The sequence below is a fragment of the Aquimarina sp. 433 genome (assembly GCF_054054605.1).
On the sequence record NZ_JBSWZK010000010.1, the window covers coordinates 44,845 to 67,399 of the forward strand.

The window sequence follows — 22,555 nt, forward strand, 5'->3', positions numbered from 1 at the left end:
ATGAAAACCAAAAATATAGTCGCAATAAAGAGCAACCTAAAACTTACCTGCTTTTTTATATTCATTTTTAACACTTTGGTATTTCCCCAAAGCAACAATCATATTGATACATCTATGAATCAAGGAGAGATAGAAAAATTTTTGAGCATAGAAATATATGGTGAAAAAGGTAGTAATATTAAGGTTCGATTAAATGATATTCCAGTATGTGAGCTTTTGATTGAAAATAAAGAAGGGTACGGAAACGCTTTTACGCTAGCTAACTATTATGCAATTCCAAATATCAATACAGTTTCGGTATATCCATTATCGAAAAAAGGATCCGCGACTATTCGTTTAGCAACTTATAAGAAAGGTGAAATTACAGGAGAGAATAATGGTAAAACTTTACTAAAAATAAACATTAAAAATGATGATACGCCTGTTCATAAGCAAGTGACATTGCCTTCTAATTTAAAAAAGTGGTCATGGATGGATACAGATATAATCACAGATAAAAGCAGTAAAGAAGAAGCCATTGCTTTTGCAAAATCATTTTATAAAACTATGGAAGAAGGGAATATAAATGCAATGGTTACTGCCGCAGATCCCATTATAGGATATGAAGTCTTGTCTAAACCAGAAATTTCTAAGGAAGATCTCATTAACGAATGGATTAAAGGTTTAAAAATGGTTTTTACAGATCAAAACATATATGATAATATTGATTCCATATCTATCCGATTGACTCCTGTAGCCAATGGAAAACTATTAGAAGTTACGAGAGACGATGGAAGTTGGCTATTTAGAACATCAGAGAAGAACGAATTTCCGGTAGGCTTTAAGAGTATAATAGGGCGTAAAAACGGAGTTTGGAAATTCTATCATTAGTAATAATTACGTAAAACATAAATTCATATTCAATTAAATAATTCAAAACTATGTGGCAACATCTAATAGAAAAGCAAGATCCAATGTCAATTAAAGAACATCTAAGTTTTATGACTAAAAATAAAGAAGACGAAGAAATTCTTGATCTTATTATAGCGCAATTTTTAAAAGCTGAAATAAGTAATGATCAACTATTACTTACATTTCAGCATAAAGAATACGAGGATGAAGAAGTAATATTAGAATGTAATGCCCCATTTGAAACTGAAAAAGGTCCAAAATCTTGGATTGAAGTAGCGAAAATTCATAATGGAATATCCTGGGAATCATTAGGTGGAGGATATCTTGGGTTTAATGGTATTCAAGGAGGAGGATCTGCAATCGAACAAAGTTGGGAATATTACTTTTTGGAAGAAGCCGAAGAAGAAAATGAAGAATTCATTACATCACTAAAGGATAGTGGTTATGGTATTGAAGATACTGAAGGCGTTATCGATTATGGCCAAAACTGGGTTATTGCCCATCCAGGAAAAATGAACCAATTAGGAGAGCCAACTCTATATTTTGTATCACATGGAGATTGTGAAGCTGTACTTATTGAAGAAGCACAAAACTTAGAAATGGGACAAGTTTTGCTAAGAGTTATTGCAGAGTACATTTTGGATGCCGATTATTTTTCTGAAACGTATAATTAGAAATGAACACTCTAAAAAAAACATGTTTTCTAATTCATGTAATACTATTAGGGAGTTCTATATACGCACAAAAAATATCCTCTCATGAGAAATCACTAGAAATGAAATATGGAACCGTAATCGAAGTCAAAACGGATGAAACGATTATTTTCAAAGATAATTTATCCCTTACTTTGGAATCTTTTTCGCATAAAACTTCGCTTAAAGGTATTACAAAAGCATCTGCAAACATCACATTAAGGCGAAAACAAGAAGAGATATTACAATTCTTATCTGTATATAGTAATGATCATCTAAAATCTGAAGAAGAATTAAATTCGTTTGAATATACTAAAGTAATAGAGCAAAAAGATGGAACTTCGGTCTCGGTAACTTCCCATAATAATGCTCGATTTATCTTTTGGAAGGGTTACCAAATTCAATTAAAAGAGTTTGAATATGACCGATTTATTAAAATTATAATTACCAAAATCCAATAATAAATAACTATATTATTTTAATCTAAGCACGTCTATTACTTTTGTGCTCCAAAGGCATGATAGCTTTCATTTTTTCTACAATATTATAGGCTGCAGGGCAAATTGCCACATTTTGCATAGTTAAATTAGAAATCTGATAAAACTTTTTCCGATCCGTATGCGGAAACTCTTTACAAGCCTTAGGTCTTACATCATAAATCAAACAATAATTATCTGCCGCTAAAAAAGCACAAGGTGTTTGTTGTAGTACAAAATCTCCATCCTCATCCTTTCTAAGATATTGCTCCTCGAACTGATGTGATTTCATTTTTAAATGCTTCGCTATCCTATCCACATCAATATCAGTAAAAAGAGGACCTGTTGTCTTACAACAATTAGCACACTCTAAGCAATCTGTTTTTTGAAACTCTTCATCATGTAGATCTTGCATAAAACGATCTAAATGCTTTGGTGGTTTCTTTTTTAATTTGGCAAAATACTTTTTATTCTCGTTCTGCTTATCTTTGGCGAGTTCTGGTAATTGATCTATGAATTCTTGCATAGTGCAAAATTACAAATTATGAACAACGAATTTTGAATTCAGAACTACAATCATGAGTAAAGATATTTTTGGAGAAGCGATCAAAGACTTTTATCATAATGAATATAAAGAGGATATCGTAGTACAAGCTCCAGACTTCGATGATGATATCATTCCTATACCGTACTTATTCAGATCCTATGAGGAAATGCCGCTAATAGAACAAAAAGCATTAGACCTCGTTGATGGAGAAGTTCTTGATGTAGGTTGTGGTGCAGGAAGTCATAGCTTGTACCTTCAGGAACATAAAAAACTCAAGGTTCATGCGATTGACATTTCTGAAGGAGCTATAGAAATTTGCAAAAAAAGAGGGATTCAAACAGCAAGTGTTCAAGATGTTTTAAAGCTTCAAAAAAAACAATATGACACACTTTTGTTTTTAATGAACGGTAGTGGAATTATAGGAAAATTAAGTAATATTGATCGGTTTTTCACTCATCTCAAAACATTACTTAAACCAAATGGCCAGATTTTAATGGATTCCTCGGATATTTCTTATCTATTCGCAGAAGAAGATGGTAGTTTTTGGATAGATGCATCCAAAGGATATTATGGAGAAATGCAATACAAAATGAACTATAAAAACCATTCATCTGATTGGTTTGATTGGTTATATATAGATTACAATACCCTACAAAACGCTGCTAACTCTAATGGATTATTATGTGAACTGATACTAGAAGGAGAAAGTAATGATTATCTAGCAAAACTTACTATGGCAACTGATAGCCTTTAGATTTCAACTTCTTCACGGTTTCCTGATATAAGTCCCTACTCCATTGTTCACTAACCTCAGCAACCATAGTACGTAAAGAATTACTTTGATTTTGGACTTTTTGGCCAACTTCAGAAGTAAAGAAATCAGACAACTCAACTTTCTGACTATCGCTAAGTTTTGACCTGTCTTTTACCATTTGCTGACCCGTCTCCGATTCATAAAAACGTATTAATTGCTTGATATCTTCATGAGTGAAATTACTGCGATAGGCAGATACTAATAAAGATTTGATATTATTTAATGATTCTTTCTTATCTCCTCTTACTTCTTCCCAAACGGTATCTGGAACTTGCTGTGCGCTATACTGTTGTTTTAGTAATGTAAACATCTGATCAATTGCTATATCATATTGCTGCTCCGTTCCGTTTAAAGAAAAGTATCTCATAGCATCTTCGTGGTATGATCTTTGTGCAAAATTTGCAGTAACTGTTAAAAATAAAGTTAAAACAAAAACTAAATATCTCATAAATTCGTTTATTTACTAACTACCTCTAGAAAATCATATTTTATGCAAATTACAAAATTCTTAAGCATTCTTTTGTTTTTATCTTTTATAGTTGTCGGATGTTCTGACGATGATGAAAACACTTTTGTACCTAATGGAGAAACAAGTAATACTCGGCCTTTAGGAACCTCTGCGAACGATCTTCTAAGTGACACTAACTTTAGAGGATTAACGGTAGAAATTGTATCGGTAGAAGGATTTGCACCAACTTCTACTGCTGTAAATACTTTTAGAAATTTTTTAGAAGATAGATTATTTAAACCAGATGGTATTACCATCAATCAACGAACAGTAGCTTCTTCAGGGTTATCCCCTTTTAACATTGAAAAAATTAGAGAGATAGAAACAGCAGAAAGAACTGCTTTTAATGCAGGTGATGAAATTACAGTATATATTTATTTTGCAGATGGCACCAGTGATACCGATAATGGCAATAGAGTAACCTTAGGAGCTGCTTATTTAAACACCTCTATAGTAATCTACGAAAGTACGCTAAGAAACCTAAGCAGTAATCCAAATGCTCCTATGCTTTCCACCATAGAAGCTGCTACTCTTAATCACGAATTTGCACATTTATTAGGATTGGTAAATATTGGAACTCCTTTACAATCGCCCCATGAAAACACAGTATCAAGAGGACATTGTAATGTGGCAAGCTGTTTAATGGAAGCGGCCATAGAATTCGAAACAGGTATGATGGGACTAATAGGAAATAGTGTTCCTACTTTAGATCCTTTATGCATAGCAGATTTACAAGCCAATGGAGGAAGGTAATAACTAACCCTAGCTTCTACTTTCCCAATAAAACGAATCCATTTTTAATCAAAATATCTTTTGTTACACAATAATGAAATTTAAAAAATTAAAACTTTTCACTACACAATTATCTTCCGAATTAAAATTTTATACAGAAACTTTAGGTTTCGAATTGCTACATTCTAATCCAACATCGTTTACGGTTAAAATAGGCTGGAGTGAACTAACTTTCGAAAAATCAGAAACATCTTATACGTATCATTATTGTTTTCTCATTCCTGCGAATCATTTACTTACTGCATTGGAATGGATGGAAAAAAGAACAGAAGTTATTGATATTGAAAATGGTAGAAAAACGCAAAATTTCGAATCCTGGAACGCTGATTCCTTTTACTTCTATGATGCAAGTGGAAATATTGCTGAATTTATAGTTCGATATGATTTAAAAAATGATGATCAGTCTACTTTCGACATTTCTAAAGTTCTAGGCATTAATGAAATGGGAATGCCTACCAATAATGTAAGGAAAATAAATGAGCAATTAGAACGTGAGTTAAATACTGAATTTTGGAAAGGAGATATTGATAGATTTGGCACCAATGGTTCTCAGGAAGGAATCTTATTACTGCCAAACTATGAGGTGAAAGATATTTGGTTTCCTACGGATTTAAAAATAGAACCAAACCCATTTGAAGCTGTTATTCAACATGGGACTACAACTTCTCGATTATCTTATAAAAATGAGGAATTAAGCATAACACCTTTCTCATTATAGAAAAAGGTGTTACGTGTTTAACTTAATATACTTTTTCTCCGCCAACATATGTGGCTTGTACTTTGATATTGGGTATCCTGTCTTCTGCTACCTCCATGATATTCTCTTCTAGGATAACAAAGTCAGCAAATTTACCAGCGGTGATACTTCCTTTTTCATTTTCTTCAAAATTACTGTAAGCAGCCCAGATAGTCATTCCTTTTAAGGTTTCTTCTCTGGTTAACGCATCTTGTTTCTGAAATCCTCCTTCTGGATATTGCTTCAAATCTTTACGAGCTACGGCTGCGTAAAATGTATAAAAAGGACTTACATTTTCCACAGGATAATCGGTTCCTAATGCTAATTTACCTGTTTTATCCAATAACTGCTTATAGGCATATGCTCCTTTGATTCGCTCTTCTCCTAATCGTTCGTCTGCCCAATACATATCACTCGTAGCATGTGTAGGTTGTACACTCATTACCAAGTTATCATTTAAAATTTCAAACTCCTCAGGTGCTACCACTTGGGCATGTTCTACACGCCATCTTCTATCCTTTTTATCCTTTAGCACATCATAGTAAGTATTCATTACAACAGCATTTGCAGAATCACCGATCGCATGTGTATTCATCTGAAAAGGAGATGCTGCTAATCTTTTGGCAAGATTCTTAAATTCTTCATTTCCTATGACCATCGCTCCATGGTGATCATGCTTATCCGAATATGGTTTTTTAAGTACAGCTCCTCTAGATCCTAAAGCTCCATCTGCATATACCTTAAAAGATGATACATTAAGCTTTTCTGTTTTATATACTCCTTGTTTCAAATAGTAATCCACATATTCAGGAACATTACTTACCATAGTATACATTCTGATTTTTAATTGTTCGGCTTTCTGTAAACTATCAATTACTGAAATCACTTGTGGACTTAATCCTGCATCATCAACCGTGGTTAATCCATAACTAAAGTTAATTGCTTGCGCATCTTTTAATGCTGTTACTTGCTCTGCTACGGTTGGTTTAGGAAAGATAGCTTCTACCAATTCCATAGGGTTATCGATTAACACTCCTGTTAACGCTCCATCTTTCTTAATAATTTCTCCTCCAGAAACTTCAGTATCTATCGTTATTTTTGCCAGATCTAATGCAGCTTGGTTTGCTAACATTGCGTGACCATCAACACGTGTTAATGCCACAGGTGTTTTTGGAAAAAGACTATCTAATTTTTCTTTAGTAGGAAATTCTTGTACCTCCCAGTCGTTCTGATCCCAACCTCTACCTGTTATAAAGGGTACATTTTTCTTTTCCTGAAATTTTATGATACGCTTTATTACATCTTCATAACTGGTAGTCCCTACCAAATCTACTTTTTGCTGCTGCATTCCTAATCCATAGAAATGACAGTGCGCATCGATTAATCCTGGTAGCACAGTTTTACCTTTTGCATCAATAGAATCTGTAAAGGTATATGTTTTACTTAATGCTTCTAAAGTTCCAATGGCTTTAAATTTTCCATCTTTTACTATAAAGGCTTCTGCTTTAGGTTGTGCTTCATCGACTGTATAGACATTGGCATTAAAAACGAGTAAATCTGCTGCTTCTTTAGGTTCTTCACAAGAAATAAAAAGAACGACACAAAGTGTACTTAGAAGTAATTTTTTCATAATGTTGAGTTTGAAATGTGCGAAAGACCAAAAATAAATATAAAAATGATCTTGTAAAGGTTTTATCGTTTTCTTAACTTTTGTTAGAAGATAAATAAGTTAGTTGTTTTAATTTTTAATCAAACTATTTCTTTTCTTCCTCCTTTTAAAGCAATCTATTTTCTTCTTAATTTCCGTAGGTTCTCTTCTATTAATTTAACTTTCTTATTCCAGTATATTTGTGCTTTTTGAGAATCGTATTCGGGTTTATTTGGGGAACCAGTCTTTAATTCCTTTGGAATACGACTGAGAAAGCTCCAATTTTGATTTTGATCTTTAGCAATCTCACTTTGTTCATCTGGATCTTCTTGTCGTTGTGCCCAAAAGTGTTGATGTGCTAAATACTGTTTTTTAATTTCTTCAAAATAATTCACCAAAGCTTTAGAATCATTTGGAATGTAACCAGGTCCATTACAACCACAAGAATGAAATGTAATTCCTACTTCATACAGTGTACACATATGTTTCCAAGCTTTTACATCTGTTTTCTTTGGAGATTTAAAATCTAGCCCCATATTAGCCATTAAGTTACCACATTCGGGACATCTTGCCAACGATGCGTTCTCATCTTTCTGAGTGCCTTTTCTAATATCCCTCAAAAGTCTTCTTTTAAATGTTTTTCTACAGTTAAAACATGCATAATGAGGTTTATAATTTGCCATCGAATATCGACACATGCTATATTCTTATCTTTTATTTTATAAAATACTTCTTACTATATCCCTAAAGTCTTTATTATTGCTTTCTAAGGACAGCAATTTGTTTTCCAAAAATAGCAGCAATACCTGCTGCCAATCCTCCAATAATTCCAGTAAGTAGAATGAGTATATAAGGATTTCCTCCCATTTGCAATAATTGAGAGATTTTTTTGGCTAAGGTAAAATCATTAGCACTGCTAATCGTAAAACAATAGATAGACCAAAATACCAATATGGCTAAAAAAGGTATAAAAAACACCGCTGCCTTTTTTAACGGAATACTTATAGCTGTAATACCAGCTGCAATCATTATAGACCACCATGGCAGAAAAAGGGATAATACAAACGCTAATAAAATGGTTATAATAAAGTTGATATTATTCTTAGTCATGATGAGTTGGCTTTAAAGTTTGTGTTCCTATAATGGCATCCGTAGCTTCGTTAGATTGTAAAAAGTTAAGACTGTAATAGTCTCCAGCTGCCCAATCATCGATAAAATTATCATAATATTGACTGCCAGGATTCCCAGATTGACCACCTGGATATATCCCTAACGCAGTTGGTGGAGAGGTCATCTCTACAATCATTCTCCAAGAAGGTCCATGATCTTCGGAAGTAGCATTAACGATATTACGATCACCACCGATTGGAATATCAAATCTTGAAAAGGCTGGCAAGCTTTGTAACAAATGTCCCGCATAAGTGCCTTTATAGTTTACCCAAGTGTAATCTCCATCTCTTTCTTTTATTTCTTTTAAACGTTTGGCAGCTTCTTTAAAAGCTAATAGAAACAAATCTTTGGATGATTCTGTTCTATCTTTTGTTTCCACAATATCCATAAATTTATGATTTCCACAATTCTTTAATAAATAAATGGTCTGATAGGTGTATGGCGAAGTCAATGCCATATCCTCCACATCCAACTCGTCCCAAAGCATATTGTATAATTTCCCGTACCACTGTCTCCAAATACTCGGACCTACTTCGTCGATATCATTATTAAAATTCCAGGCTTTGATTTCTTCATAAATAGCTTTTTCATCCTCAGATAAAGATGAGGTTTCCATATGTTCTAACATATGTGGAACTAATTCGGCAGCTTTCAGATTATAATTATTGTTATGTAACTCTTTAAAATCCTGTACGCTAAACTTATCTTTAGAATTAAAAAAGTCATTAATCACTCGATTTCTGTAGGTTTCATATCCATCATTAAAAACATAATAAGGATAGTTTTCATCCACAGGATGTTGATTGGCAGAACTCACAAAACCACGTTCAGGGTTTTTGGTATGCGCATTGAATTGCTGTGGTATAAAGGATTGCCAGTCATTTTCCGGATTACTCCCATCCATCAAAAATTTCCCTTGTCCTTCCCATTTATTTGCAAACTTCCCTTGTATCCATAATGCAATATCGCCTTCTGTTGATGCAAATACAAAGTTCTGCGCCGGTGCATTCCAATATTGTAAAGCATTGACATAATCATCATAATTTTTTGCCTTATTAAGCTCAATAAAGGTTTTTTGATTATTACTTCCGTCATGTGCAATCCAACGCATCGCATATCCAGAACGCTGATTTTCTGACTTAAAGTTTTTATCATATACCACAGGACCATGATGCGTATAAAGCACTGTGTCTTTATAACTTTCTTTTCCTCTTATTTTAATCTCTTCTACACGTGTAATAACATCTTTCCATTGGTTATCATATTTATATTTCGAACGGTCTTCATTAAATGCTATTTTATACCAATCAATCACATCTCTCGTGGCATTTGTTTCTCCCCAAGCGATATATTGATTAAATCCAGAGATAACACCCAATGCTCCTGGAATGGTAGCTCCAAAAGCATTATGATCTGGTGTACTTAATTGCATTACAAACCATATGGATGGCAACTTAAGACCTAAATGCGGATCATTGGCCAGTATTGGATTACCCGTTACTGATCTTGCTCCAGAAACTGCCCAATTATTACTTCCGTTATCTGGATGAGGTTTTTCTATAGTTTCTGCAATTGTATCCAATACAGCTTTGCTAGCTGGCAAAGGGGTTTGTGGTACATCTATAAAACTCCAGTCTGTCTCTTTAGGAATTACTGGATCCGTGATATCGAAAAAGTCTGGAAATAATAACTCAAAGTTATCCTTTCCTACGAGTCGTAAAACATTAGTATATTCTAGATCATCATCATAACCTGCTAACATCTTAGTCATATACATTAAAAGCAATGCTGTTTTTTTAGGGTTCCATGCTTCAGGTTTGTAATCCAACAATTTATATTCTACCGGATATTGATCAGGATTAAGTTGATCGATATAAGCATTTATCCCATCTGAGTAATTCTGTATAAAGCCTAAGGTTGCTGGATCATATTTTTCTAGATACTCCATCACTTGTTCTGCTCCATAAACCATTCCACGCCTTCGCTCTGATCTATCGTAGTCCAAAGCTCTTTCTCCAAAGAGTTCTGATATTCGTCCTGCGGCTGCATGCGTTTGAAACTCTAATTGCCACAACCGATGTTTTGCAGTAATATAGCCTTGGGCTTTGTACAAATCTGCTTCGTTTTGAGCAAATACATGCGGAATCATCAATTCATCATAATGAACTGTTACTTCATCTTTTAATCCAGGAATAGAAATATCACCTATTATAGCTTCATTCGTTTCGTTTTGCCAAATTCCAGATACAGGATTTAAAAACTTGCCCAAAGGCGGAATGTTACCAAGTTGTGTATTTAAAACGTAAAAAATTCCAATGGTGAGACCAAAGGAAATGAGAAGTTTAAAGTATTTCATTAAGTGTATTGTTATGAGTACTTAAAAATACCAAATATTATTGTAACCTAATGAAATAGCTGGATCTCTTCAATATTTATTTGCTATTAATTCATTCTATATTTTTCTCTGTAGGCTGACGGACTCATACCTTCTTTCTTTTTAAATACTCTTGAAAAATATTGTGGATATTCGAATCCCAAATCATAGGCTACTTCAGAGATACTTTTATTCGGTTTCAATAAAATATTTTTCGCCTCATCAATAAGATATAATTGTAGATGTTCTGTAGTGGTTTTACCAGTTTCTTTTTTTAAGGTATCACTAAGGTAACGTTGAGAAATGGACAACTTTTCTGCTATTTGCTCGATACTTGGAATTCCTTCTTCCTGTAATCGTCCAGATTCAAAATATACCGTTAACTGATCATTAAATTGTTCCAATAGATTATTCGACAGCTCCTTTCTATGTATAAATTGTCGCTCATAGAAACGATTGGCATATTTTAAAAGGGTACTTAATTGCGAAATGATGATTTCTTTACTAAACTCATCCTGGTTATTATGATATTCGGTTTCTATATTCTCGACTATGGATTCTATGAGTTTTTCTTCTTTTGGAGAAAGGTGTAATGCTTCATTCACAGAATACGAAAAGAAACCATATTTTTTTATTTGCTGTACTAGTTCTGTTCCTTTGATAAAATCTTCATGAAAATTTATCGAAAAACCTTTTTGTTCGAAAACTACACTACTATCCCATTGCAAAACTTGTCTGGGCGCTAAGCAGATTAATGCTCCATTGGTGAAATCGTATTTTGTTCGTCCGTAGTTTAAATCGCCTTTTACAATTTTCTTTAAGCTTATAGTATAACATTCGTTTGTAATGGGAGCAGAACTTTTTCTAGGGCATGGGAGAAAACTTTCTTCATTGGCAAATAATACGCTCAGCATCGGATGTTCTGGACGTGGAAGTTCCATATACCCTAAATACGCCGCAAGTGTTTTAAAATGTTGCATCCCAGTTTTAATTTTTTAATTCTTTTTCGGCTTGTAATAATTGTTGGTGATACGCTTCAATTATGGCATTGGCGTTACTATCAATAAGCACCACCACAGCTAATAATGCGATGGTAACCATACTACCGACTCTCCAACCTGATTTATCTATAAAAATAATCAACAAAGCAGCAACAATACTCATTATTGGAATAACTTTGAAAACTATTAGTTGATACTCTTTCATGGTTTTCTCCGTTCTTGAAATTTCTGATTGTACAAAGGTAAAAGCGTCATTTTCATAGGCATCTGGAAAACTAGCAATCCTCGATTTATTGGAATATACGAGTCCAAATCCAATAATCAAAAGTAACGTACCAGCTATTAATGTTGGTATAATAAAAGCTTTTGAGAATTCGGTTTTTCCTAATTGCCAGAAACCAATGGTAGCACATAAAAATATCATTCCGAATAGAATAAAAAATACTGATGAAAAAACTTCAGCTTTTGCCCAATTTATCGCTGCTTTCAAAATTTCCATGTCTTTAAATTTAAAAATTCCACTTAAAATTAATTGCTTTTTCCGAGACTTCCCATAACTTTTTAGCCACCACTTTATCTTTTGCGTGAGGTTCTAGTTTACATGCTCCAACGGGACCTGTCCAGTAACCCCTTCCAGTAGGACCATAAAAACCTCTTTGATCTAAATCTGGTTCTGTAGCACACATCAATTGCGGATAGGCTCCTCTTTCTGCAGATTGTACAAATGGAGAAAGCTTCATCAATTGCCAAACAAATCGTGTCATGAGACCTCCGCTTGTTTTTATGAGTGAAGTTCTAGAAGCTCCTGGATGACAAGCATATGATTTAACATCTGTTTTTCCAGCTTCTTTTAGTCGATCTTGTAATTCGTACACACACATAATCTGCGCCAATTTACTCTGACTATATACGCTATTAGGACTGTAATTCTTATCCCAATTCATATCATCAAATTGTATGGTTTTAATACCCATATTGTATCCCATACTACCTACAACAACAATACGACCTTTCGATTCTTCTATTCTCGGGTATAATAGGGCTTGTAGCAAAAAGTTCCCATAATGATTCACTCCCAATTGGCTTTCGAAACCATCAACGGTCAACTTTTGTTGTGGTACTTGAGCAATGGCAGCATTACAAAGTAAAGCATCAATACGCGGAATTGTATTTAATACTTCTGCTGCTGCTTCCTTAACAGAAGCTTGTTCTGCCAAATCCATGCGGATATTTATTACATCTATATGACTTCCTAATGCTGTCTTTAATGTTGAAATGGTATCCTCTGACTTTTTAGGATTTCGATTAAGCATCACCACTTTCGCTCCTTTTGACAACAATATTTTCGCTGCTTCAAAACCAGTACCACTTGTAGTACCCGTGATGACATATGTTCGTCCGCTTACATCTTTAATCCTATTCGGAGTCCACCCTTTTTTACCAAACTCTTCTGTACTCATTTTTTTAATATTTTATTAAAAAGAATACTGCAAAGTTAAGTGTCACAAGATGTTACTTTCGTATACAAAATTTCGAATCTTGTATATTTTTTAGGCTTAGGAATAATTGAATTCTATAACAATATGAATAATATGTTACGTTTTCCATTATTTAAAGCAGATGAATAAATTCTTGTTATACAAAAAAAACCGAGATGTTTATGAACATCTCGGTTTTTATAAATATTTGTATTACTAATGATTTACTATTGATTAAGGTAATTCGCTACTTCTTCGTAACTATTAATATCAATACCTTTATCCCATAATTGTTGTACTTTCATCTCTCTAGTAGAAGCACTTCGCGCAGTCGCATCACTTGTTGGAATAATGAAATAACGAACTTTTGAAATACTAGCATTTAATGGACCCGTAGTGGAAAGAGCATAAATGGTAACCAAATCTGGTTCATAGGTATAGGTGATTACTTCTTCATTACCACTATCAAATGGAAATGCATACGTCATAGGATACCAAACATTATCACCAAAAAGTTGGAAATAAACTAAAACTAAAGCATCGTCAATAACTGCTTCTGTTAATGAGGTCTCTGTAATTTCTACAAAATTTGCTTCCTGACCTAAGTAAGATCCTGATGTCCATGAAGGAAAAGGATCTACTGTTACACCTGTTACATTTGCATTCCCATCTTGTCCAGGTTCTCCTTGTACTCCTTGTTCCCCGTTTAATCCGTCCATACCATCTTCTCCTTCACAAGAAACAAATAGTGATAAAGAGATTATAAACGAAAAATAAAATAGCTTTTTTAAAGTTTTCATAATTTAATATTTAAAAGTGTTTTCCTATTAATCTTTCCACTTTTAAAAAGGTTAACATAGAAAAGAATCTTTTTTTATAAATTATGATTTTAATACTCTTACAAGTGATTCCTTATTTCATTTATAATTTCCTTTTGCCCATTGAATTGTAGGGGCTATCCATTCTTGTAAAGGCTTGAATAAAAATCCATGCCCCATTCCTGTATTTAATTCTATTTCCTTAAAATTCTTGATCGTACAAGTGGAGTTTTCTTTTCGTTTACTTGCAGAAACACCAAAAGGATCCGACTTTTCGTAAATAGTTAAAATATTTCCGCAATAATTAATTTCAGGAATTTGCTCGATATCACTATCCCGAAAACTTGCTACAAATACAAAGTTCAGGTCTTGATTATTCGCTAGAGTAGACACATATTGTGCAATATAACCACCTTTGGAAGTACCAACAACCGTTATTTTATCAGGTGTGACTCCTTTTTTTAGTAAACTATCGATTTGATTCACGACTCCAATCGCGTACGTACGTGCATTTACATTTCCATTCCTTTGTTCGCTCATCACCTTGAACCCACTCTTTTTAAAAGCGTCTAAAATCTCTTTATACGCTACCTTTCCATATTGCGGATGAGATTCTTGTAATGTATGCTCTTCTAGAAAACGGTTATGTAAAAAGAATATAATACGATCATCTTTTTGTGCTTTACAAGCATAAAACATAACACAAAATAGTATTCCTAAGAATCGATTTGTTTTCATAAATTTCTATGTATAACTGAGCAAGTATTAACAATATTGAAACTCAATAAATACATTTTTTTATCTACTTTCTTAATTCCATATGAAGTATAGGATATGGTTTTCCAGTACCATCCAACTCAGAACGACCAATAACCTCAAACCCTTCATGCTTATAAAATCCAACAGCTTGCTCATTTTGTTCATTTACATCAACTTTAATTACTTCCATTTGATCAATGGAATATTCTAACAATGTTTTCCCTATCTTTTTACCGCGGTAATTAGGATCAATAAATAGCATTTCTAAATTTTGTTCTGCTACTCCTAGAAAACCAACTATTTTCTTATTCTCGTTTCGTATACATCTTAAGGTTACCGCATCCAAATATGTATTTAAGATCAGTGGTCTAAAATATATTATATCTTCCTCTTTCAAAAAGTGATGTGTTGCTCTTACTGATGATTCCCACACCTCGACTACTTCTTGATATTCGGATTTATCAATAGTATCTATATTATATTTCATTTTGTTCTATTTGAATATGAATTGATCCTTAATTTAGATCGACATATTAATCATACGTTTTTAACTACAAATATTTTTTAATTTCAGTTTCAAAGCCTGGTTTGCTCGGTCTTAAATCTGCATTACTTAAGATCTTACCTTCAGGAGATATGATCACATATTTAGGCAAACTTATCCCTACTACTTCCTCATCTTTCACGTTAAATTTTGAATAAATTAAATATGCGAAAGAATCTTTGTTAAATCTACCATACCAGTAGTTATTTCCTTCCCAATTATTTTCTGTAACATACTCTTTCCAATTGGAGAAATCACTATCAATGGATATAGAGATAAATGTTACATTCTCATCTTTATACTTCTTCGCGATCTGCTTGAACATTGGAGCTTCTTTTATACATGGAGAACACCAAGTCGCCCAAAAATCAATTACTAATAATTTGCCTCTAAATGTATCTGTTCCAATAAAGGTACTATCTATTGTGGTGATTGTGGCAATACCAACCTGCTTACCTTCCGCGGCCATCGCTAGTTTTTGCTCATCGCTTATAGAGGCTATTTCGCTTTGCTCTGTTTTGGTGTTCTTTGTTTCTATAGCCTTGTTGCAGCTAAAACATCCTAATACAACAACAAGTAAGAATGGTAGTATAGTTTTCATATCTATGGTTTGATTTAATATAGGTATCCCAGACGAGTAAAATGTTACCTTTATTTTTAATTTTTCAGCAACATTTTTGATTAGCTAGGAGGTGTTGGCAAACCTTTAAGCCAAGCGATCATATCGGCTGCAGCATTCTTCATTTGAGTCTCTAAATCACCACCTGCTGGAACATTTACGTTGCTTTCAATCCAATCTCCTTTATCATCTTCATTATAATCTATTCGATTATAGACGCCTCCTTTTGTATCCTTGCGAACATGAAAATGAGTAACATCAGGGCCACTTTTCCGAACAGTTATATGAATCCCATTACCAGGATTATAATTGTAAGTATTTCCTTTGTTGGGTCCAGTTAACCCGCCACCTCTTAATTGACTAACACTTACTCGTCTCATTTGTACTGTTTGAGAAGCCATTTTTTGAAGAGCTTTCAATTGCTTTACTTTTGGACTAGTATTAGCCATCTCTTGCAATTTCCGTTGTGCCGAAGCCTCTGGTTTGTTATCTAAAAACTGCAATGTAGATTCTCCACTGCTCTGTTCCTTAGCGCTAGAAGCTGTCACCGATGTATTTTCTTGTGTTTTATCAGCGTGAGTATTCATAGTATGCCCTTTTAGAATTTGATCAATTGCCTGTATAGTAAGTATATATCTCCCACCGAAAATATTCTTGCTCTATTTTATTCCCCATTGCAAGAATCATCAAACCTTCTTTAAAGTAACGCAAATTTCCCCAGATAAAAAAACTAGATGTGCTCTAATTGATCTCTATAAATGTTTGATTGCCCTCGAACTATTTCGTGTAATCTTTAGATTTATTTGAAATGGTATAATTCTACTACTTTTTGTACATCGGTTTTATTAGTAATCTCATAGAAGTAATGTAGTTGCCATTGTTGGGTTTTGATAGCTTGCTTGCTCTGTGGGTGATCCCAAATTGGATATACTCTAAAACCTCTTTTCCCATCTTTTGATTCAGTAGCTACTATTCGCTTATTAATCAACTCTTGTTTTGGAAAAACAAACTGTCCTAATCGGTTTTTGTTGGTAACTTGTATGATATAAAAATCAAAAGGATCGCTAGCTTCATAAGGTGCTGTGATCCCTTCATTATTTCGTTTCCAAAAGGTTACAAACTGCCCCACTTTTTTAGGAGTTATCTTTGCGCTTCTACTAATCACGTGCTTTCCGTTTAATAAAAAGGTACAAGCATCATATTCCGTTCCTTCAGATTCAATACTAAGATCAGAAATTTCTAAATCACAGTGATCGTAAACCCTATTTTGTATAGCAAGTAAATTTTTATTGAGTTTTGTGTTTCGTGAATTAACTCCCAAATCTGGTCATGGTTATAAAAATTAGTAGCAACGTTAAGATACCAATGATCGTAGTAAAAAGGCCTACTTTTTTGGATTTAGTCCAACCAGATAAGGCGATCATAGTGGTAAGAGAAAAAAGTCCTATAATAAAGGTGATCATCCCTACTATCCTAGCAACTTGAAAATCGTTTAATGACACATCCTTAATATAGCCTCCTGGTGTGGTTGTCATCACAATATTGACCATAGCAAATACACTCACTAAAAAACATCCAGCTGCCAGTGTTGCAGATTTTAAAATACGATTGGTGAGTTTATCATTTTTATCAGCAACTAATAGGTTTGCTACCACAGTAATCGAAAAACCACTTAACAACGAAGTAATTAAAAGCGTTTGTTTTCCTAATTCATTCCAATATTCTAATGTCATTTCCATCTAATAAAGCCAATTCTAATGATTGTATCTGTATCTGAACACTCACTTTTATCTTATGATCATCTTGAAAGTTCTTTTAAAGAAACACAAATTCCTACAAATAAAAAAACCAGTATGAATATCTACCGGTTTTAAATTAGGAGGGTTGTATGTATCTACACTTCCAAAGACACTATCCTTATCTTATGGAAGGGCTTAATTGTTGTTCAAAAAGTTGGATTTTCTCCCTTAATTCTTCTTTTAATTCGTGATCAGTGATTTCATTTTCCAAAAAATTATCATAGAAACTAGGCAATGAAAAATCCGCAGCAATATGAGCTCCCAGATATGGGAAATACATCTTTGCAGATTGCAAAACGGTTATACCTCCTCGATCGCCAGGCGAAGTAGCCATTAGCAACATGGGCTTTTCTCTCCACACTTTCATATGTACTCGAGACAACCAATCGAGCACATTTTTAAATACTGCTGCATAAGCTCCATTGTGTTCTGCAAGAGAAATGATAAAACCATCTGCCTGATTGATCAGTTCATCGAGTCTCTTAACCGCTGTAGGTATTCCATTTTCCGCTTCGTAATCTACACCATATATGGGTAGGACGTAATCGTTTAAATCAATAGAAATAAATTCTACTTCTTCTAAGAAACTGGTGGTATAGGACAGTAAACTCTTGTTGATAGATTTTTGACTATTGGTTCCTGCAATTGTGATTATTTTTTTCATGATTCTTATTTTTTAGAGATTAGATGATCTACGGACCATTTTCCGCTACCGTTTATTACAATGCTTAGTGCCAGACCAATGATTAGAAGCGAATACTCATACCCTTCACCGGCTTGATTGCCAAACCAATTCATAAAAAACCCGTGTTCTAGTTGTGTAGTGACAATAATACCCGTAAACATTCCTGCTAGTGCTAATGCCCAAAATCTACTGCAGATTCCCAGTAGTAATGAGATAGATCCAAAAAACTCAATTATGATTACAGCACCAGCCACAATACTGGGCAACCCCATTTGGGTAGTTAAGGATTCCATAGTTGCTGAATATCCATAACCGCCAAAAAGTCCTAATAATTTTTGTGCACCATGCGGAAATATAACTACCCCTAATGTTAACCGTGCGATACTAAATCCAATATTGGGATCTGTTGTTAAAAGTTTGTTTACTAAATTTTTCATACTGTTTAAGATTTAAAAATGTTTATAAAGTTTTTCGATAATACACACCAAAAGATGTTACTTCTATAGGTTTTGGTCCATACTGATCAAAGTCGAAACCGATACCAAACTGATGTCCTTTCCGTGATACTCCAGCTCGTAATTGCTGATAGCTTCTGGAGTGTGTTTTAAATTTGTCCCAGATCGTTACAAACTGTCCGTTTAACCAAAAAGAGAAATTGTCATTTATAGGTATATTGTATTGGAACTGTAGAAATGCTTCGGTATAGCAAGCATCTTTTTCCTCGGAATAGGCAATGGTAGGAATCGCTACGAATAAAAACCGCGAATTCTTGAACGTAATATATGCTGATAAACGTTCTGAAAACCCAGCAAAGCTGTTGTAATATATCGATGGACCAATGCCTACATTCTTATGGACATTCCAGAATAGTGTGGGCTGCACACCGATCTCCTCAAAATCCTGGTTTTCTTGGTTATGAAACTTCTGGAAAAAGGCAAGTGTATTAATCCTTAGCGTTTTGCTGTCATTAATCGTATAACTGGAGTATATGGTAAAGTCTGTTTTATCTAATCCAGAAAACAGTTCGATTTGTGCGAATTGTGCTTGCAAATCATTTGAAAGCCAAACTATTAGAAACGAAGTAATGATGCTTATTTTTTTCATGTTTCAAAATTCCGACAGGAATGCATGAAAAAAAATGAACTAGTTTAAGACTTTTACATTCGATTGACTTTCGAAATAATTTTACTCATAAATTCTGGAGTAATGCCAATATACGCTGCCAAGTCTTTTTGGGTAATTCTATTAATGATTTGTGGATATTTCTTTTTGAACTCAATATATCGTTCTTCGGCAGTTAAAGAGATACCATGATTAGAACGTCTTATATAACTTACTAGCGATCTTTGGTATAGCATACGATAAAACTTCTCGAACTTTGGAATTTCCTGAAATAACAATTCATAATTAGCTTTAGAAATCCCTAATAATTCCGAATGCTCGGTAGCCTCAATAAAATAACGCGTCGGTTCTTTAGTCATAAAACTAGCCATATCACCTGTCCAAAAATCCTTTACGGCAAACATAGATATGTGAGGCACTCCATCTTCATCTAATGTATACACTTTTAAGCATCCTTTGGTGATGAAATACTCGTAGGTCGTGATATCACCCGCCTGCATCAAAAACTCTTTCTTTTTTACTTCTATTTCTGTGAGTAAAGAGAGGTATTTTTGCTTTTCCAGCTCAGTTAAATCAATAAACCTGGCTATATTATTAAGTATAAGTGTATGTGATTCTTTATATATCAAAGTGTGTTAAGTTTGAATGACTTCAATGTAAAGAATAAATTGATATATAGCAAAGCTCAAAAAGCACCCATAACGCACTCACTATGCACAAGGATCATAAAAAGTTATAGGTGCTATTCCTTTGTATTTTTTTAGAATAAACCAAAGTAAACACAAATTAAGGCTATGGTATCAAAAAAACCGTGTACTGCAACAAGGAACCACAAATCGTATTTACGTAAGTAGAATATCGTCGCTAAAATTGCTCCAACAATCCCTGTAACAAGCTGTCCTGTGATTCCTTGATAGCTATGCATGAATCCGAAAAAACAAGCCAGAAGCAATATATTAAGTAGTATACTCATTTTACTTTCGCCAAAGAATTTCACCAACTGTCGCATAAAATAACCACGAAAGATAATTTCTTCTCCAAATCCTGCTGATGCCCATACGATCAATAAAGCCACCAAACAAGCTGGAAGGTTTCCTTTTAATTCATTAAAACTCGAATAGTCTATCGGAGCTCCTGTGAGTTTTGTAATTCCGGGAACTAATAAAAACACATAAAAAACAAAAAGACCTAGTGCTACCAATGGAGCAAGTACGAATATACTTTTGGTTGTAAATTTTTCTCGTTGAAACCCAAGTGCCAAATATGGTTTTCCTTGGTATTCTATATAATTAGCAATAATGATTAATATCGAAATAACGATGTTTTCTACATAACTAAGGGTAATCGGTCCGAACCATAAAAAGAAGATAATTGCAGTAGTAACTAATGGAATTCCTATTTGTCTTAAGCTCATTTTGTTCATTGTTTTTGATTTTAAATTCTAAACGAAATAATGAACAAAATCTCTGAAAACCCCTTTAAATACTTATGTTTTTACTGAATGGTCGTAAATTACAACTGAATAGTCGATAATTTCTAGCCATCTTTTATAGAAACCAATCCATGAATGCTTTTCGTTTGTAACGACTGATAGTGATTTCAGCGATTGCATCGTTTTTAATAAAGGGTTTTAATAGAATACGTAACTTGCCGTTTTCAATCTTTTCAACTTGATCTATGGTATCTTTATGAACGATCATTTGCCTATTGGCTCTAAAAAACAACTGATCATTTATTTTTTCTTCGAGCTCGTTTAAGGTAAAATCTGTATTCATGGTTGTCCCATCATTCTTAACGGTATATACAATTTTGTTTTCGCTGTAAAAACAAGCAATATTTTCATAACTCAGCTTTGTCATTTTTATACCATTATCAATCGTAATTTCAGCATCTTTTAGAGACAATTTATATAATTCGTAGAGATCCTGAGCATACCATAAGCCTATCAAAATAAAACATATTAGTAAGGTAATTAGTAAACCAATTATGATATAATAGATATGTATATCTCCATCTGCAAGCGCTTCTATAATAACATTTGTGGGAATATAAATTATTGTAATATATCCCAAAGTTGAGGCCATAAACCTTACTATTTTGGCGATCTCTACTTTTATGGAAAAATACTTTTTCTTATAAAACTTAAAATTGAAATGTGCTATTATGGCTACTAGTGTAGAAAAAATAATAGTGAACAGAAAACCTTCTATAGGAAATCTATATGTCGTATCATCCTGAAAATTATCGCTTGCTGCTATATGATTTACGACTAATGAGAAGAGGATTAACACCATGGCTTTCTGTAACCAACGCCATGCTGAACTGCTCAGAAATTTTTGCCATACTGTTCCTTTTTTATGTTTGTTTACTTGTTTAATAGACACGTATGAAAACCTTTTTGTACAGGCCTAAAAGTAAGGAATAATATCAATTGCTGTCATTTCTTTATTTTTTATTCTTGGTCGTACTATGCGATCAGTAAGGTAGGTATGGAATATTAATAATGAGCTTTTTTATTCAGAAATGTAATTTCATCCCTTCATGGGTAGCTTTAAATCCTAAACTTTCATAAAATCTGATGGCATTAGGTCTTCTTTTGTCACTGGTAAGTTGCAATACGTGTGCTTTTCGCTCTTTTGCTCGCTCAATTGCCCATTCAAACATAGCTTTTCCGATTCCAAGTCCTCTTTGATCTTTTTTAATTCTTACTGCTTCTATTTGTGCTCTAATTCCTCCACGATATGTCAAATACTGAATAAATGACAATTGCAGCGTTCCTATGATTTCTGCATTTTCATTTTCTACAACAATTAATTCCTGGTTTTGATCCGCATCTATATTTTGGAATGCACGTAGATATTCATTGGGTAATGGTATTTGGTACTGTTCTCTACTTTTTCCGAGCTCATCATCCGCAATCATTTCTACGATTTTGGCGACATCATTTATTGTAGCTTTTCTAAATATCATTGGTATCTATGCTCATTTATAAACCTTCTCCTAAAGAAACACAAATTCCCTTAGATAAAAAAACCAGCATATATGAGTTCCTGATTATGTATTGCTACGAAATTGTACACTT

General features: G+C 33.6%; 29 protein-coding genes. 6 read left to right on the top strand and 23 right to left on the bottom strand.

Annotated elements, in window-relative coordinates:
• From ACWNT5_RS18855 to ACWNT5_RS18865, 3 genes are read left to right on the top strand one after another with little or no spacing between them, the layout of a single operon-like run.
• Nucleotides 1-870, top strand: a complete 870-nt coding sequence (locus ACWNT5_RS18855) for a hypothetical protein (protein WP_456518246.1) — start codon at nucleotides 1-3, stop codon at nucleotides 868-870.
• Nucleotides 871-920: 50 nt separating this feature from the next.
• On the top strand, nucleotides 921-1,565 hold the full coding sequence (locus tag ACWNT5_RS18860; RefSeq protein WP_456518247.1) for a hypothetical protein: 645 nt from the start codon (nucleotides 921-923) through the stop codon (nucleotides 1,563-1,565).
• Between the two features lie 2 nt (nucleotides 1,566-1,567).
• Entirely contained in the window at nucleotides 1,568-2,044 is a 477-nt protein-coding gene (locus ACWNT5_RS18865) for a hypothetical protein (protein ID WP_299610055.1), read from the top strand.
• 22 nt (nucleotides 2,045-2,066) lie between these two features.
• Here the strand turns inward: ACWNT5_RS18865 and ACWNT5_RS18870 are convergent, their stop codons facing one another.
• Nucleotides 2,067-2,585 carry a YkgJ family cysteine cluster protein gene (locus tag ACWNT5_RS18870; RefSeq protein WP_299610056.1) on the bottom strand — a complete coding sequence of 173 codons (519 nt, stop codon included), beginning with the start codon at nucleotides 2,583-2,585 and terminating at the stop codon, nucleotides 2,067-2,069.
• Between the two features lie 52 nt (nucleotides 2,586-2,637).
• On the opposite strand from ACWNT5_RS18870, the gene ACWNT5_RS18875 reads away from it, so the two are divergent.
• The gene (locus ACWNT5_RS18875; protein ID WP_299610059.1) at nucleotides 2,638-3,360 is read left to right on the top strand and encodes a class I SAM-dependent methyltransferase; all 723 of its coding nucleotides are present in this window, start codon (nucleotides 2,638-2,640) and stop codon (nucleotides 3,358-3,360) included.
• Here ACWNT5_RS18875 and ACWNT5_RS18880 read toward each other — a convergent pair.
• Nucleotides 3,338-3,868 (bottom strand): DUF2059 domain-containing protein, encoded by a 531-nt coding sequence (locus ACWNT5_RS18880; protein ID WP_299610061.1) that lies wholly within the window; start codon nucleotides 3,866-3,868, stop codon nucleotides 3,338-3,340. The two genes, ACWNT5_RS18875 and ACWNT5_RS18880, sit on opposite strands and share 23 nt — an antisense overlap.
• Nucleotides 3,869-3,910: 42 nt before the next feature.
• Between ACWNT5_RS18880 and ACWNT5_RS18885 the strand changes: the two genes are divergently transcribed.
• Together ACWNT5_RS18885 and ACWNT5_RS18890 are read left to right on the top strand one after the other, a co-directional pair.
• On the top strand, nucleotides 3,911-4,681 hold the full coding sequence (locus ACWNT5_RS18885; RefSeq protein ID WP_299610064.1) for a hypothetical protein: 771 nt from the start codon (nucleotides 3,911-3,913) through the stop codon (nucleotides 4,679-4,681).
• Between the two features lie 73 nt (nucleotides 4,682-4,754).
• Nucleotides 4,755-5,438 (top strand): VOC family protein, encoded by a 684-nt coding sequence (locus tag ACWNT5_RS18890; RefSeq protein WP_299610066.1) that lies wholly within the window; start codon nucleotides 4,755-4,757, stop codon nucleotides 5,436-5,438.
• 22 nt (nucleotides 5,439-5,460) lie between these two features.
• On the opposite strand, the gene ACWNT5_RS18895 is transcribed toward ACWNT5_RS18890, so the two are convergent.
• The 21 genes from ACWNT5_RS18895 to ACWNT5_RS18995 all read right to left on the bottom strand — a co-directional run bounded on the left by ACWNT5_RS18895 (nucleotide 5,461) and on the right by ACWNT5_RS18995 (nucleotide 22,443).
• Entirely contained in the window at nucleotides 5,461-7,086 is a 1,626-nt protein-coding gene (locus ACWNT5_RS18895; RefSeq protein WP_456518248.1) for an amidohydrolase, read from the bottom strand.
• A 155-nt stretch (nucleotides 7,087-7,241) separates the two neighbouring features.
• Nucleotides 7,242-7,724 carry a hypothetical protein gene (locus ACWNT5_RS18900; RefSeq protein ID WP_299901283.1) on the bottom strand — a complete coding sequence of 161 codons (483 nt, stop codon included), beginning with the start codon at nucleotides 7,722-7,724 and terminating at the stop codon, nucleotides 7,242-7,244.
• A gap of 136 nt (nucleotides 7,725-7,860) precedes the next feature.
• Nucleotides 7,861-8,214 (bottom strand): hypothetical protein, encoded by a 354-nt coding sequence (locus ACWNT5_RS18905; RefSeq protein ID WP_456518249.1) that lies wholly within the window; start codon nucleotides 8,212-8,214, stop codon nucleotides 7,861-7,863.
• Nucleotides 8,207-10,630, bottom strand: a complete 2,424-nt coding sequence (locus tag ACWNT5_RS18910; RefSeq protein ID WP_456518250.1) for a penicillin acylase family protein — start codon at nucleotides 10,628-10,630, stop codon at nucleotides 8,207-8,209. Before ACWNT5_RS18910 ends, ACWNT5_RS18905 begins: the two co-directional genes overlap by 8 nt.
• An 86-nt stretch (nucleotides 10,631-10,716) precedes the next feature.
• Nucleotides 10,717-11,628: a helix-turn-helix domain-containing protein gene (locus tag ACWNT5_RS18915; RefSeq protein ID WP_456518251.1), complete on the bottom strand. Its 912-nt coding sequence runs from the start codon at nucleotides 11,626-11,628 to the stop codon at nucleotides 10,717-10,719.
• 7 nt (nucleotides 11,629-11,635) lie between these two features.
• Complete coding sequence (locus ACWNT5_RS18920; protein WP_456518252.1) at nucleotides 11,636-12,148, bottom strand: hypothetical protein; 513 nt, start codon at nucleotides 12,146-12,148, stop codon at nucleotides 11,636-11,638.
• Between the two features lie 10 nt (nucleotides 12,149-12,158).
• On the bottom strand, nucleotides 12,159-13,109 hold the full coding sequence (locus ACWNT5_RS18925) for an SDR family oxidoreductase (RefSeq protein WP_456518253.1): 951 nt from the start codon (nucleotides 13,107-13,109) through the stop codon (nucleotides 12,159-12,161).
• Nucleotides 13,110-13,354: 245 nt separating this feature from the next.
• The gene (locus tag ACWNT5_RS18930; protein ID WP_456518254.1) at nucleotides 13,355-13,927 is read right to left on the bottom strand and encodes a hypothetical protein; all 573 of its coding nucleotides are present in this window, start codon (nucleotides 13,925-13,927) and stop codon (nucleotides 13,355-13,357) included.
• Nucleotides 13,928-14,044: 117 nt separating this feature from the next.
• Entirely contained in the window at nucleotides 14,045-14,683 is a 639-nt protein-coding gene (locus ACWNT5_RS18935) for an alpha/beta hydrolase (protein ID WP_456518255.1), read from the bottom strand.
• Nucleotides 14,684-14,747: 64 nt separating this feature from the next.
• Nucleotides 14,748-15,191 carry an acetyltransferase gene (locus ACWNT5_RS18940; protein WP_456518256.1) on the bottom strand — a complete coding sequence of 148 codons (444 nt, stop codon included), beginning with the start codon at nucleotides 15,189-15,191 and terminating at the stop codon, nucleotides 14,748-14,750.
• Between the two features lie 64 nt (nucleotides 15,192-15,255).
• Nucleotides 15,256-15,849: a thioredoxin-like domain-containing protein gene (locus ACWNT5_RS18945; protein WP_456518257.1), complete on the bottom strand. Its 594-nt coding sequence runs from the start codon at nucleotides 15,847-15,849 to the stop codon at nucleotides 15,256-15,258.
• 80 nt (nucleotides 15,850-15,929) lie between these two features.
• Entirely contained in the window at nucleotides 15,930-16,454 is a 525-nt protein-coding gene (locus ACWNT5_RS18950) for a hypothetical protein (RefSeq protein WP_456518258.1), read from the bottom strand.
• Nucleotides 16,455-16,666: 212 nt separating this feature from the next.
• On the bottom strand, nucleotides 16,667-17,188 hold the full coding sequence (locus ACWNT5_RS18955) for a MepB family protein (RefSeq protein WP_456518259.1): 522 nt from the start codon (nucleotides 17,186-17,188) through the stop codon (nucleotides 16,667-16,669).
• Nucleotides 17,178-17,600: a hypothetical protein gene (locus tag ACWNT5_RS18960; protein ID WP_456518260.1), complete on the bottom strand. Its 423-nt coding sequence runs from the start codon at nucleotides 17,598-17,600 to the stop codon at nucleotides 17,178-17,180. The genes ACWNT5_RS18955 and ACWNT5_RS18960 overlap by 11 nt, the downstream gene beginning before the upstream one ends.
• Before the next feature lie 184 nt (nucleotides 17,601-17,784).
• Nucleotides 17,785-18,330, bottom strand: coding sequence for an NADPH-dependent FMN reductase (locus ACWNT5_RS18965; protein WP_456518261.1), 546 nt, complete (start codon nucleotides 18,328-18,330; stop codon nucleotides 17,785-17,787).
• Between the two features lie 5 nt (nucleotides 18,331-18,335).
• Entirely contained in the window at nucleotides 18,336-18,788 is a 453-nt protein-coding gene (locus ACWNT5_RS18970; protein ID WP_299901319.1) for a DoxX family protein, read from the bottom strand.
• Nucleotides 18,789-18,810: 22 nt separating this feature from the next.
• Nucleotides 18,811-19,455, bottom strand: coding sequence for a hypothetical protein (locus tag ACWNT5_RS18975; RefSeq protein ID WP_456518262.1), 645 nt, complete (start codon nucleotides 19,453-19,455; stop codon nucleotides 18,811-18,813).
• A 53-nt stretch (nucleotides 19,456-19,508) separates the two neighbouring features.
• Nucleotides 19,509-20,102: a Crp/Fnr family transcriptional regulator gene (locus ACWNT5_RS18980; protein WP_456518263.1), complete on the bottom strand. Its 594-nt coding sequence runs from the start codon at nucleotides 20,100-20,102 to the stop codon at nucleotides 19,509-19,511.
• A 131-nt stretch (nucleotides 20,103-20,233) separates the two neighbouring features.
• The gene (locus tag ACWNT5_RS18985) at nucleotides 20,234-20,887 is read right to left on the bottom strand and encodes a CPBP family intramembrane glutamic endopeptidase (RefSeq protein ID WP_456518264.1); all 654 of its coding nucleotides are present in this window, start codon (nucleotides 20,885-20,887) and stop codon (nucleotides 20,234-20,236) included.
• A 133-nt stretch (nucleotides 20,888-21,020) separates the two neighbouring features.
• On the bottom strand, nucleotides 21,021-21,857 hold the full coding sequence (locus ACWNT5_RS18990; RefSeq protein ID WP_456518265.1) for a LytR/AlgR family response regulator transcription factor: 837 nt from the start codon (nucleotides 21,855-21,857) through the stop codon (nucleotides 21,021-21,023).
• A 133-nt stretch (nucleotides 21,858-21,990) separates the two neighbouring features.
• Entirely contained in the window at nucleotides 21,991-22,443 is a 453-nt protein-coding gene (locus ACWNT5_RS18995; protein WP_456518266.1) for an N-acetyltransferase family protein, read from the bottom strand.
• Between the last annotated feature and the right edge of the window lie 112 nt (nucleotides 22,444-22,555).

Excerpts from the sequence above, each read along its gene's own strand:
- ACWNT5_RS18855 (WP_456518246.1), top strand. The coding sequence starts at position 1 with ATGAAAACCAAAAATATAGTCGCAATAAAGAGCAACCTAAAACTTACC.
- ACWNT5_RS18860 (WP_456518247.1), top strand. The coding sequence starts at position 921 with ATGTGGCAACATCTAATAGAAAAGCAAGATCCAATGTCAATTAAAGAA.
- ACWNT5_RS18865 (WP_299610055.1), top strand. The coding sequence starts at position 1,568 with ATGAACACTCTAAAAAAAACATGTTTTCTAATTCATGTAATACTATTA.
- ACWNT5_RS18870 (WP_299610056.1), bottom strand. The coding sequence starts at position 2,585 with ATGCAAGAATTCATAGATCAATTACCAGAACTCGCCAAAGATAAGCAG.
- ACWNT5_RS18875 (WP_299610059.1), top strand. The coding sequence starts at position 2,638 with ATGAGTAAAGATATTTTTGGAGAAGCGATCAAAGACTTTTATCATAAT.
- ACWNT5_RS18880 (WP_299610061.1), bottom strand. The coding sequence starts at position 3,868 with ATGAGATATTTAGTTTTTGTTTTAACTTTATTTTTAACAGTTACTGCA.
- ACWNT5_RS18885 (WP_299610064.1), top strand. The coding sequence starts at position 3,911 with ATGCAAATTACAAAATTCTTAAGCATTCTTTTGTTTTTATCTTTTATA.
- ACWNT5_RS18890 (WP_299610066.1), top strand. The coding sequence starts at position 4,755 with ATGAAATTTAAAAAATTAAAACTTTTCACTACACAATTATCTTCCGAA.
- ACWNT5_RS18895 (WP_456518248.1), bottom strand. The coding sequence starts at position 7,086 with ATGAAAAAATTACTTCTAAGTACACTTTGTGTCGTTCTTTTTATTTCT.
- ACWNT5_RS18905 (WP_456518249.1), bottom strand. The coding sequence starts at position 8,214 with ATGACTAAGAATAATATCAACTTTATTATAACCATTTTATTAGCGTTT.
- ACWNT5_RS18910 (WP_456518250.1), bottom strand. The coding sequence starts at position 10,630 with ATGAAATACTTTAAACTTCTCATTTCCTTTGGTCTCACCATTGGAATT.
- ACWNT5_RS18915 (WP_456518251.1), bottom strand. The coding sequence starts at position 11,628 with ATGCAACATTTTAAAACACTTGCGGCGTATTTAGGGTATATGGAACTT.
- ACWNT5_RS18920 (WP_456518252.1), bottom strand. The coding sequence starts at position 12,148 with ATGGAAATTTTGAAAGCAGCGATAAATTGGGCAAAAGCTGAAGTTTTT.
- ACWNT5_RS18925 (WP_456518253.1), bottom strand. The coding sequence starts at position 13,109 with ATGAGTACAGAAGAGTTTGGTAAAAAAGGGTGGACTCCGAATAGGATT.
- ACWNT5_RS18930 (WP_456518254.1), bottom strand. The coding sequence starts at position 13,927 with ATGAAAACTTTAAAAAAGCTATTTTATTTTTCGTTTATAATCTCTTTA.
- ACWNT5_RS18935 (WP_456518255.1), bottom strand. The coding sequence starts at position 14,683 with ATGAAAACAAATCGATTCTTAGGAATACTATTTTGTGTTATGTTTTAT.
- ACWNT5_RS18940 (WP_456518256.1), bottom strand. The coding sequence starts at position 15,191 with ATGAAATATAATATAGATACTATTGATAAATCCGAATATCAAGAAGTA.
- ACWNT5_RS18945 (WP_456518257.1), bottom strand. The coding sequence starts at position 15,849 with ATGAAAACTATACTACCATTCTTACTTGTTGTTGTATTAGGATGTTTT.
- ACWNT5_RS18950 (WP_456518258.1), bottom strand. The coding sequence starts at position 16,454 with ATGAATACTCACGCTGATAAAACACAAGAAAATACATCGGTGACAGCT.
- ACWNT5_RS18960 (WP_456518260.1), bottom strand. The coding sequence starts at position 17,600 with ATGACATTAGAATATTGGAATGAATTAGGAAAACAAACGCTTTTAATT.
- ACWNT5_RS18965 (WP_456518261.1), bottom strand. The coding sequence starts at position 18,330 with ATGAAAAAAATAATCACAATTGCAGGAACCAATAGTCAAAAATCTATC.
- ACWNT5_RS18970 (WP_299901319.1), bottom strand. The coding sequence starts at position 18,788 with ATGAAAAATTTAGTAAACAAACTTTTAACAACAGATCCCAATATTGGA.
- ACWNT5_RS18975 (WP_456518262.1), bottom strand. The coding sequence starts at position 19,455 with ATGAAAAAAATAAGCATCATTACTTCGTTTCTAATAGTTTGGCTTTCA.
- ACWNT5_RS18985 (WP_456518264.1), bottom strand. The coding sequence starts at position 20,887 with ATGAGCTTAAGACAAATAGGAATTCCATTAGTTACTACTGCAATTATC.
- ACWNT5_RS18995 (WP_456518266.1), bottom strand. The coding sequence starts at position 22,443 with ATGATATTTAGAAAAGCTACAATAAATGATGTCGCCAAAATCGTAGAA.